The following is an 11,318-nucleotide window of genomic DNA, read 5'->3' on the forward strand; positions in this document are numbered from 1 at the left end:
CATAGAGGCCACCTCGCTCGACTACCACACGCACAAGAACAACGCTTGGATCGCTCGCCGCATTCCGAGGTCCCGCCGGCGGGACCAACTCAGCCTCCAGCACCACGCCGAGGTGGCCGCACTTCCGCCGTCCGAGCAGGAGCACTGGCTCCAGCAGGCGGCAGAGCTGGGATGGACGAGAAGAGAACTCAGAAAGCGCCTGCGAGGAATCCGCAACGGCGGCGAGGACAAGAAGCCGGAAGAGGCCACCGTCCGCATCGATGTGATCGCTGAGCGCCAACGCCGCTGGCAGGAGGCCGCCGAGGCGATGGAGCTGAGCCTGGCGGAATGGATCGTGGTCATTCTCGACCAGGCCGCGGGCCAGGTCGCCGGGGCCGTTGCGAAGAACGACGAAGAGGCGTGACATTTCGCCGGGCCGAGTGTATGAGTAGAGGGGCGTAAGGCCGCTCATGCGCACTGCGCGGTAGGCGAAGGGGCGCTAGTCGGTCATCTTTAGACCGCAAAGCGCCATGCACCGCATCGGCCGGAGGCCACCGCGGTCCTCGCCAGTACGAAAGAAATTCATTGGCTGAACGCCACCGGTCGGTATTGCCACTGTGGGGTTGGAATGGCCGCTGTAGGGAATCTGCTCGCGCCGCCGTTGCGCGGCTTTCTGGAAATCGATCCCAAGACCCTCGACGTCGAGCGCCTGGGGTTTCCGCCGGGCGATCCGCGGGCCCGTGCCCTGCTGGCGGACGTGGTGGAGAGCTTCGCTACCGGATTCAATACCGCTCTGAGTGCGGATCCGGCGACCCTGGACTTCGGGACGCTGCCGCACGGGTTACGCGGGTTCGCCTTCGAAGGCGCGGCCATGGGCGTCGCCCTGGTCGACCTGGCCACCTTCTCGGGGGGCCGCAGAGTGCGCGCGCTGACCGAAGGGGCCGGCGCACGCTATGTCCATCTGATTCACGTCGGCGTCGGATGGGCGTACGCGCGCACGCATGTGCCTCCCTGGACGGGCATCCGCTTCGGGCGGCCGCTGCTCCGTTGGCTCGCGTGGGACGGCTGGGGATTCCATCAGGCCTTCTTCAAGTCCCGGCGGGTGCTGGTGCGGCACTGGGTCGAGCGGCCGGCGCGCGGAAGCACGCGGACGATTCGGGACCAGGGGGTCGGCCGGGCGCTGTGGTTCTACGCCGGCGCCGATCCGGTCGTGGTCGCCCAGACGATCGGCGCCTTCCCGGCCGCCCGCAGGTCGGACGTGTGGGCGGGCATCGGGCTGGCCGCCGCGTACACCGGCGCGCTGCCCCCGGAGCGGTTGGGCGAGCTGCTGGAGCGGGCCGCGGGCTTCGAGGACCACATCGCCCAGGGCGCCGCGTTCGCGGCGAAGGCGCACGTGGTGTCGCAGGAGGTGCCGGAGCGGTCGGCGGCCGCGATCCAGACGCTGACCGGAGCCGCCCCCGCGGTCGCCGCGGCGTGGACGGACGAGGCGGCGGTGACCGCCGAGCGCTGCGGCAGCGGTCCGGAGGGTTACGAGGTGTGGCGCGCGAGGGTGCGCCAGGCATGGCGGAAGCACAGCGAGGGGTGAGGGCATGACCAGAAGGATTCGGGTACTGCTGGCCCCGATCTGCGCGGCGCTGCTCATCGTGGGGGGCTGGTACAACGCCCGGCTCCCGTCGGTGGCGCGAGCCGAGAACGAACGCCTGGCGAGCGGTTTCGCGTTCCAGCGGCAACCGTTGAACGGCACGGCCTCGCCCCGCGACATACGCACGGTCGCCCCCGCCTACAAGGGCATCGACCATTGGATCTCGTCGGTCGGCGCCGCGGTGGCGCTCGCCGACATCGACGGCAGCGGCCGCGCGGACGACGTCTGCCTGGTCGATCCGCGCGACGACAGCGTCACGCTGCGCCCGGCGCCGGGCACGGGGGCGCGGTTCCCGGCGACCGTCCTGGCTCCGCAAGGCCTTCCGTACGACAAAACGATGGCGCCGATGGGGTGCGTGCCCGGCGACTACAACGAGGACGGCCGCATGGACGTCCTCGTCTACTACTGGGGCCGTTCGCCGGTTCTGTTCCTGCGCACTCCGGCCGCGCTCGGCAAGAGCGACTCCTTCGCCGTGCAGGAACTGGTGCGCCCGTACCAGGTGTGGAACAGCAACGCCGTCTCGCTCGCCGACCTGGACGGTGACGGCCACACCGACATCGTGGTCGGGAACTACTTCCCGGACCGGGCGCGGGTCCTCGATCCGACGGCGCGCCAGAGCGAGCTGCAGATGCAGAGCTCGATGTCCGCGGGCTTCAACGGCGGCGTCAACCGGGTCCTGCGGTTCCGGTCCGCGGAGGGCGGCTCCCGTCCCTCGGCGGTCTTCGGCGAGGAGCGCCGGCCCTTCTCCGACCAGGTCGCCAAGGGGTGGACGCTGGCGACCGGGGCGCAGGACCTCGACGGCGACGGGCTCCCGGAGCTGTACTTCGCCAACGACTTCGGCCCCGACCGCCTGCTCTACAACGAGTCCCGCCCCGGGAAGATCAAGCTCCGCCTGCTCAAGGGCGTGCGCCACCTCACGACGCCCAAGTCGATGCAGCTGGGCCGGGACTCCTTCAAGGGCATGGGCGTGGGGTTCACCGACATCAACGCCGACGGCGTGCCCGACATCGTGGTCAGCAACATCACCCAGGAGTACGGGCTCCTGGAGAGCAACTTCGCCTGGGTGAGCACCCGCAGGAAGGTCGTGGGGCCCGACGGGCGCGCCTACTACGACGATCACAGCGAGCGGCTGGGGCTGTCCCGGTCGGGCTGGGGCTGGGACATCAAGGCCGGCGACTTCGCGGGCGAGGGGCGCGACCAGATCGTCCAGGCCACCGGATTCGTCGAGGGCAGGGACAACCGCTGGGCCCAGTTGCAGGAGCTCGCGATGTCCAACGACGAGGTGCTGGCGCACCCGCGCCTGTGGCCCAACGTGCAGAAAAATGACGACATTTCTGGCAACAACCCCAATCGGTTCTTCGTGCGCGGCTCGGACGGCCGCTACCACGACCTCGGGGAGCGGCTCGGTGTCGGCGACCGCGGGGTGTCGCGGGGCATCGCCCTCGCCGACGTCGACCACGACGGGCGGCTCGACTTCGCCGTCGCGAACCAGTGGGGGCAATCGCAGTTCTACCGCAACGTCCGCAGCGCGCAGCGGCCCTACCTCGGGCTGAGGCTCCTCCGCTCGCCCCAGGGATGCGGAGCGCGGCCCGCCGGTTCCACCGCGCCGGGACCGGCCGGCTCCGGCGGAGTGCCGGCGATCGGCGCGAAGGCCGTCCTCGACTCCGGAGCCAAGGGCCAGCGGACGGGCCAGGTCTATCCGGCCAACGGCCACGCCGGCGTCTCCTCGCCGGAGCTGCTGTTCGCGCTGGAGGGGGCCGCGGCGCCGGTCCCCGTCACGGTCACCTGGCGCGACTCCTGCGGCGGCCGGCACACCGGCAAGGTCCAGGCGACTCCGGGCTGGCACACCATGCTGCTCGGCCCCGACGGTTCGATCAGGGAGATGGCCTCGTGAACTCGGCGAACGTGGAACCCACCGCCAACCCGGCGCCCGCCGCCCCGGCCGGGCCCGCCAAGGATCCGCGGATCATCGCGCTGCGCCGGTTCGCGATCTCGATCACGGTGTTCAACATCCTCGGGCACACGGTCCTCGGGTTCGAGCCGTCCTGGGCGACCCCCCTCGCCGCGATGGCCGTCGCGTACGTGATGGAACTGGGGCTGGAGACCCTGGACGCCTGGGCGACGCGGCGGCCGGTCAAGTACGCGGGCGGCCCGATGGCGCTCGTGAACTTCCTGATGCCCGCCCACATCACCGCGCTGGCCTGCGCGATGCTCCTCTACGCCAACGCGCGGCTGGGACCGGTGATCTTCGCGGTCATCGTGGCGGTCGCGTCGAAGTACCTGATCAGGGTCCGGATCGGCGGGCGGCCGCGGCACGTGCTGAACCCCTCCAACTTCGGCATCGCGGTGGTCCTAGTGCTGTTCCCCTGGGTCGGGATCGCGCCCCCGTACCAGTTCACCGAGTGGGTCGGCACCCCCCTCGACCTGGCGATCCCCGCGCTCATCCTCGCCGCGGGGACGATGCTGAACGCCAAGCTCACCAGGAAGATGCCCCTGATCCTCGGCTGGATCGGCGTGTTCGCGCTCCAGGCGCTGATCAGGACCCCCATCGAGGGCACGGCGACGCTCAGCGCGCTGCTGGCGATGAGCGGCGTGGCGTTCGTCCTGTTCACCAACTACATGATCACTGACCCGGGGACGACGCCGGTGCGGCCGCGCAACCAATTCGCCTTCGGCGCGTCGACCGCCCTCGTCTACGCGCTCCTGGTCCACTTCCACGTGGTCTACGGCCTGTTCTTCGCGCTCGTCATCGTGTGCCTGCTGCGCGGCGCCGCCCTGGCGGTCATGGACATGCGGCAGCGTGCCGCGGCGCAGCCCGCGCCCCTGGCCGAGCCCAAGTCCGTGCCCCGCCGGCACGCCCCCGCGCGCGGGGGCGTGCTGGCGACCGGCGAGGAGGCGAAGTGACCGTTCCGAGCGACGCGATCGCCGTCGTCGGCCTCGGGTGCCGCCATCCCGACGCCTCCACGCCGGAGCAGTTGTGGGAGACGGTCCTGGCGCGGCGGCGCGCCTTCCGGCCGCTCCCGCGCGAGCGCCTCGACCTCGGCGACTACGGCGACCCGGCGGCCGGCCCCGACGCGACCGACCTGCGGTACGCGGCCGTGCTCGACGGCTGGTCCTTCGACCGTTCGCGCTACCGGGTGCCCGGACCGGCGTACCGGGTGACCGACCTCGCGCACTGGCTCGCCCTGGACGTCGCCGGCGACACGCTGGCCGCCGCCGGCTTCGCCGGGGGAGGCGGGCTGGACCGCCGGCGCGCCGGCGTGATCCTCGGCAACACCCTGACGGGCGAGTTCAGCCGCGCCGCGCTGATGCGGCTGCGCTGGCCCTACGTCCGCAGGAACCTGGTGTCCGCCCTCGCCGCGCGCGGCTGGGGGGCCGAGGAGATGGGCGGCCTGCTCCGGGAGGTCGAGGAGTCCTACAAGGAGCCGTTCGCCGAACCCAACGACGAGAGCCTCGTCGGCGGGCTGGCCAACGCCATCGCGGGCCGGGTGTGCAACCACTTCGACTTCCGCGGCGCGGGCTACACGGTCGACGGCGCCTGCTCGTCGTCCCTGCTCGCCGTCATCACGGCCTGCACCTACCTGCGCGACGGCGATCTCGACTTCGCCCTCGCGGGCGGCGTCGACCTCAGCCTCGACCCGTTCGAGCTGGTCGGGTTCTCCCGGCTCGGCGCGCTGGCCGGCTCGGCGATGCGGGTGTACGACGCCCGGCCGACCGGCTTCCTGCCCGGCGAGGGCTGCTCGATGGTCGCGCTGATGCGCGCCGGGGACGCCGTCGCCACCGGGCGGCGGCCGATCGCCCTGATCAGGGGCTGGGGGATGTCCTCGGACGGGAACGGCGGACTGACCCGGCCGGACGTCTCCGGGCAGCGGCTCGCCCTGGAACGCGCCTACGCGCGGGCGGGCTTCGGACCGGAGACCGTGGCGCTGTTCGAGGGCCACGGCACCGGCACCGAGGTCGGCGACCGCACCGAACTGCACGCCCTCGCCGAGATCCACGACGGGCGGCGGAGACCGCGACCGGCGGCGCTCGGATCCGTCAAGGCCAACATCGGGCACACGAAGGCGGCCGCGGGCGCCGCCGGGCTGATCAAGGCGGCGCTGGCGCTGCAGCGGCAGGTCATCCCGCCGACCACCGGCTGCGACGAGCCCCACCCGCTCCTGCGCGAACCGGGCGCGCCGCTGCGCGTCGTCCGCGAGGCCGAGCCCTGGCCGGACGCCCCGCTCCGGGCCGGCGTCAGCGCGATGGGGTTCGGCGGTATCAACACCCACGTCGTCCTGGAGGCCCCGGGCGCCCGCCGCGCCACGGCGCGGTTGGCGGCCCGGGACCGCCTGACGGCGCGCAGGCCGCTCGACTGCGAGGTCTTCGCCCTCTCCGCCGGCACGGACGCCGACCTCGCCGCCGTGCTGGAGCGCGTGGCCGTGCGGGCGAGGACGATGTCGCTCGCCGAGCACGCCGACCTGGCCGCCGCCCTGGCGGAGCGGGCGCACGGCGACGCGCCGGTGCGGGCGGCCATCGTCGCCCGCGACCCCGCCGAGCTCTCCGCGCGCGCGGAACGGGCGGGCGAGCTCCTCGCGGGCCTCGCCGGACCCGGGTTCGCCGCCCGGCCCGGCGTCTACGTCGGCCGCGGCGCTCCGGGCCGGGTCGGGCTGCTGTTCCCGGGGCAGGGCGCCCCCGTCCGGGAGAGCGCCGGCGCCCTCGGCGTGGTCCTCCCGGAGGCGGGGGAGCACTTCGAGGAAGGGCTCGGGGCCGACCCGATCGACACCGCCGTCGCCCAGCCCGCCGTCTTCCGCGCCTCCACGGCGGCGCTGCGCTGGCTCGACCGGCTCGGCGTCACGGCGGCCGCGGCGGTCGGGCACAGCCTCGGCGAGATCACCGCCCTGCACTGGGCCGGCGCCCTGGGCGGCCCGGACGCCCTGCACCTGGTGACCACGCGCGGCCGCGTCATGGCCGACACCTCCCAGGCGGGAACCGGGATGGCCTCCCTCGCCGCGCCGGCCGGCGCGGTCACCGAGCTCATCGACGACGCCGACCTGGTGATCGCCGCCGACAACGGCGCCGTCCAGGTCGTCGCCGGCCCTCTCACCGAGGTCGACCGCGTCGTCAAGCGGGCCCGTGCGAAGGGGATCACCGCCGGCAGGCTGAGGGTCAGCCACGCCTTCCACTCCCCGGCGGTCGCCGCGGCCGAGCCGGTGCTCGCGCGCCACCTCACCGGCCTGGCGGTGGCGGCCCCTTCCGGTCGCGTGTACTCCACGGTCACCGGGCGGGAGCTGACCGCCGCCGATGACGTCCGCGTGCTGCTCGCCCGGCAGCTCACCGCGCCGGTGCGGTTCCGCCGGGCGCTGGAGCTCCTCGCCGCGGACTGCGACCTGCTCGTCGAGGCGGGCCCCGGCCACACCCTCACGGCGATGGCCCAGTCGATCACGGACGTGCCGGTCCGCACGCTGGACGCGGGCGCGGAGTCGGCCGCCGCGCTCGGCGACGCCACCGCCGCGCTGTTCGCCGCCGGCGCCGTCTCCGATCTCACGGCCCTCTTCGCCGAGCGGTTCCACCGCCCGTTCGACCTCTGGCGGGAGCCGGAGTTCCTCGCCAACCCCTGCGAGAGCGCCCCTGCGGTCAACCTCGATCACGTCCTCGACCACGGGCTCGGCCGTGCCGCGACGGCCGCCGCGGCCCCGGCCCCCGCCGACGCCGTGGCGCAGGCGCCGCCCGAGGCGGAATCCGACGTGCCCGCCGTGGTGCGCGGGCTCATCGCCGAGGCCCTGGAACTCCCGCCCGATGTGATCGGCGACGGGGACCGGCTCCTCGGCGACCTCCATCTCAACTCCCTCCGCGTCGTCCAGCTCGCCGCCGAGGCCGCCGAACGGACCCGGCGGGCCGTGCCGGCCGCCCCGCCGGTCTTCGCCGAGGCCACGGTCGCCGCGTTCGTCCAGGCGATCGAGGAACTGCCCGCCGCGGAAGGCGAGGCCGGGTCCCACGGGCCGCCGGAGGGGGTCCGCGAATGGCATCGCGTCCTGGTCGAGTTCAGCCGTCCGGTCGAACCGGAAGCCGGAACCGTCTCCCATGCCTGGCACGTCTTCGGCGGCGGACGGCTCCGCGCGCTCGTCGAGCCGCGGCTGACCGCCCGCCCCGAGGGGGAGGCGCGCCCGGCGGTCGTCGCGTTCCTCCCCGAGAACCCGGACGACGGCGCGATCGACGCGCTGGTCGAAGCCGCGCACCTCGCGGTGGACACCGAGGCGCCCTTCACCGTCGTGGACTCGGGCGACACCGCGTCGGGCTTCGTGGGCACGATCGCCGCCGAGTACCCGTCCCTGCCGGTCCGTTGGGTCCGGGCTCTGGAGGCCGCGCCCGCGGACGCGGTCGGCGCTCTTCTCGCGGCCCCGTGGCAGGGCCATGCCGAGATCGTCGTGGACGAGGAGGGCCGCGCCGGAACCCCCGCGTACCGGGCCGCCGCGCCCGGCGCGCCCGACGGCCGGGGGCAGGACGCCGCCGCGCCTCCGCTGTCCGCTGGAGAGGTGCTCCTGGTGACGGGAGGCGGGAAGGGCATCGGCTTCGCGAGCGCGTCCTTCCTGGCGCGGCGCTGGGGGGTCCGGCTGGGGCTGATCGGACGCAGCGGGCCGGACGCCGACGCCGAGCTGCGGGACAACCTCTCCCGGCTGCGGGAGGCCGGCGTCGACTTCTGCTACCAGGCCGCGGACGTCACCGATCCGGAGTCGCTCCGCCGCGGCGTCGCCGCGATCGCCGGCCGGCTCGGACCGGTCAGGGGAGTGATCCACGCCAGCGGCCTGAACCGCCCCGCGCGGTTCCGCGAGATCGGCGACGCCTACGCCGAGCACGCGGCGCCCAAGCACCACGGGCTCCGCGCGCTGCTGGACGCCGCCGGCACGGACGGGCTGCGGCTGCTCCTCACCTTCGGCTCCGTGATCGGCCGTTTCGGCCTCGCCGGGGAGGCGCACTACGCCCTGGCCAACGGCCGCATGCGGGAGCTGGCCCGGGTCCTCGCCCGGGACCTGCCGGACTGCCGGGTCGCCAACCTCGACTGGACGGTCTGGTCGGGAGTCGGCATGGGCGAGCGCCTCAAGGTGCTCGACGACCTCGCCCGCGCGGGCGTGTCGCCGGTGCCCCCCGACCGCGGCGCCGAGCTGCTCGCCCGGGCGGCCGAGGCGAAGCCGCCCTCGCACTCCCTGGTGGTCAGCGGCCGGCTGCCGCAGCTCGGCCGCGCCGGGGAGGCGGCCCCGGACGGGCACCGCTTCCTGCGGCGGGTGCGCGCGTGGACCCCGGGCGTCGAACTGGTGGCCGAGGCCGAGCTGAGCCTGGCCGACGACCCGTACCTGGACGACCACCGCATCGACGGTGTGGCCGTGCTGCCGGCGGTGTGCGTGCTCGAGGCGATGGCCCAGGCGGCGTCCGCGCTGACCGGGCGGCCCGTGGCGGGGGTGGCGGATTCTCGCTTCGACCGCCCCGTGGTCGTCCCCGAGCACGGGACCCGCACCCTCCGGGTGTGCGCGCTCGCCCGCGAGGACGGAGACGTGGACGTCGTGGTGCGCAGTGACGAGACGGGCTTCGCGGTCGACCACTTCACCGGGACCGTCACCGCGGCGGACGCCGAGCCTCCGGAGCACCCGGCCGCGGCGGCGCGGACACCGGCCCACACCGGCGACGACCTGTACGGGCCGCTCTTCTTCCACGGCCGGCGCTTCCGCAGGCTCCGCCGCTACGCGCATCTGGAGGCCACCGCGTGCACGGCCGTGCTGGACGGCGACCGGCCCTGGCGGTTCGGGGACGGCCTCCCGGCGGACCTGCTGTTCGGCGACCCCGCCCGCAACGACGCCTCGATCCACGTCCTCCAGGCGTGCGTCCCCCACCGGCGGCTTCTGCCGGTCGGGTGCGCGCGGTTCGCCGTCCACCGGAGCGGGGACGGAGGGGGCGAGCTGACGCTGGCCGCCGTCGAACGCGAGCACTCCGGCGCCGACTACACCTACGACGTGGTGGTGCGCGACGGCTCCGGCCGGCCGGTCGTGAGCTGGAGCGGGCTCCGCCTTCGCGACGTCGGCCCCGTACCGGTCACGACCCTGCACCCGGTGCTCGTCGGGCCGTACCTGCAGCGCAGCCTCACCGCCCTGCTCCCGGAGCGCGACATCCAGGTGGCCGTCGAGGCCGGCGAGCCCTGGGCCGTCCTGGTGGAGGGGGAGCCCGTCGCCTGCGCGCGGACCTCCGATCCGGCGCCGGAGCCCCCCGCGCACTGGACCGGCCTCGCCGGCCGGCTCGGCCGCCTCGTCGGCGAGCCGGACCAGCAGGTCCGGGCGCGACTGCAGACGGTCGGCGCATGCCTGTCCGGGCCGCCGGGCCCGCCCGGACTCGACGTCCAAGGCGTTTACGAGAACGGATGGGTGGTCCTCCGGGCCGGGGGAGCGGACATCGTCTCCGTGGTCCTTTCCATCGAGGGAGAAGCCGGGCCGACGGCGCTGGCGATCCCCGTCAAGGGGGCCTCGTGAGGGCGTATTTCGAGTACCGGCATCTCGTGACGTTCGCCGACACCAACCTCGTGGGGAACGTCTATTTCACGAACTATCTCTCCTGGCAGGGTGCCTGCCGGGAGCGGTTTCTCGCGGAGAAGGCGCCGAAGACCGTGGCGCGCATGCACGACGACCTCGCGCTGGTCACCTCGTCGTGCTCGTGCGAGTTCTTCTCCGAGCTCTACGCGCTCGACACCGTGTCCGTGCGGATGTCCCTCGTCGGGATCGACTTCCACCAGATCACCATGGGTTTCGAGTACTACCGGGTGACCGACGGCCCGGCGCGGCTGGTGGCGCGCGGCGAGCAGACCGTCGCCTGCACGCTGCGGGCGGAGGACGGGCTGACCCCCGTCGAGGTCCCGGACGAACTCCGGACGGCCCTCGACGCCTACGCGCCGGACCCGCACGGGGCCCTCCGGCCGCGATCGGAGACGCCGCCGCGATGAGGTCCCGCGAACCCGCCGCGGGCCCGCGGTCCCGCGCGCCGGTCGTCGGCATCGTCGGCTGCGGGCGGATGGGCACGGCGCTGGCGGAGACCGTCGCGGCGCAGCGACGGCCGGTGCTGCTGGCCAGCCGGGACGGCCGGTCCGCGAGCGGCCTCGCCGAACGGCTGCCGGACGCCCGCGCGGCCACCCTGGAACGGGTGGCCCGCGACGCCGACATCGTCGCCCTGGCCAGCCCGCTGGACGCCATCCGCGCCGAGATCGCACCGCGCATCCGCGCCCATGTGGCCGGCAAGCCGGTCATCGACATGTCCAACCCGTGCGGGCACGACCTCCTCGGCCACGGCTCCGCCGCCGAGCTGATCGCCCGCCTGCTTCCGGGCGGCGCCGTGGTCAAGGCGCTCAACTGCGTCTCCGCGCGGCAGCTCGCCGGCGTCGCGCGCGGCGGCGTCGCGCTGACGGTCCCCATCGCGGGAGACGACCCGCGCGCCAAGGAGGCCGTCCGTTCGATCATCGAGCCGGCCGGACTCGACGTCGCCGACGCGGGCGACCTTCCCGGCAGCCGCTGGATCGAGGCCCTGGCGCAACTGCTCATGCGTCTCGAGAAGCAGCCCGGGCTCGGCGACGCCGTGGGGTTCCGGCTGCTTCGCCTCACCGCGTGCGAGGAGACCTGGACGAGGCCGTAGCCCCGGTGCCCTGCCACGGGCCGGGCGCGGGGCGCGGTCTAGCCGATCGCGA

General features: G+C 74.3%; 7 protein-coding genes. All 7 read left to right on the forward strand.

The annotated features are described in order from the left end of the window. On the forward strand, positions 1-403 hold a 403-nt coding region (locus AB0C69_RS27975), incomplete at its 5' end, for an LmbU family transcriptional regulator (protein WP_360358183.1). Between the two features lie 204 nt (positions 404-607). Further along, on the forward strand, positions 608-1,564 hold the full coding sequence (locus AB0C69_RS27980; protein WP_360358184.1) for a DUF1702 family protein: 957 nt from the start codon (positions 608-610) through the stop codon (positions 1,562-1,564). A gap of 4 nt (positions 1,565-1,568) precedes the next feature. Then, positions 1,569-3,515 (forward strand): VCBS repeat-containing protein, encoded by a 1,947-nt coding sequence (locus AB0C69_RS27985; RefSeq protein WP_360358185.1) that lies wholly within the window; start codon positions 1,569-1,571, stop codon positions 3,513-3,515. After that, positions 3,512-4,525: an enediyne biosynthesis protein UnbU gene (locus tag AB0C69_RS27990; protein ID WP_353833760.1), complete on the forward strand. Its 1,014-nt coding sequence runs from the start codon at positions 3,512-3,514 to the stop codon at positions 4,523-4,525. Before AB0C69_RS27985 ends, AB0C69_RS27990 begins: the two co-directional genes overlap by 4 nt. After that, a complete protein-coding gene (locus AB0C69_RS27995; protein WP_360358186.1) occupies positions 4,522-10,116 on the forward strand; it encodes an SDR family NAD(P)-dependent oxidoreductase in 5,595 nt (1,864 codons plus the stop codon). Before AB0C69_RS27990 ends, AB0C69_RS27995 begins: the two co-directional genes overlap by 4 nt. Then, positions 10,113-10,583: an acyl-CoA thioesterase gene (locus AB0C69_RS28000; protein WP_345182040.1), complete on the forward strand. Its 471-nt coding sequence runs from the start codon at positions 10,113-10,115 to the stop codon at positions 10,581-10,583. Before AB0C69_RS27995 ends, AB0C69_RS28000 begins: the two co-directional genes overlap by 4 nt. Next, positions 10,580-11,266: an NAD(P)-binding domain-containing protein gene (locus tag AB0C69_RS28005; protein ID WP_360358187.1), complete on the forward strand. Its 687-nt coding sequence runs from the start codon at positions 10,580-10,582 to the stop codon at positions 11,264-11,266. The genes AB0C69_RS28000 and AB0C69_RS28005 overlap by 4 nt, the downstream gene beginning before the upstream one ends. The last annotated feature ends 52 nt before the right edge of the window (positions 11,267-11,318 follow it).

It is taken from the genome of Actinomadura sp. NPDC048032 (assembly GCF_040653175.1).
Taxonomy (GTDB): Bacteria; Actinomycetota; Actinomycetes; order Streptosporangiales; family Streptosporangiaceae; genus Spirillospora; species Spirillospora verrucosospora.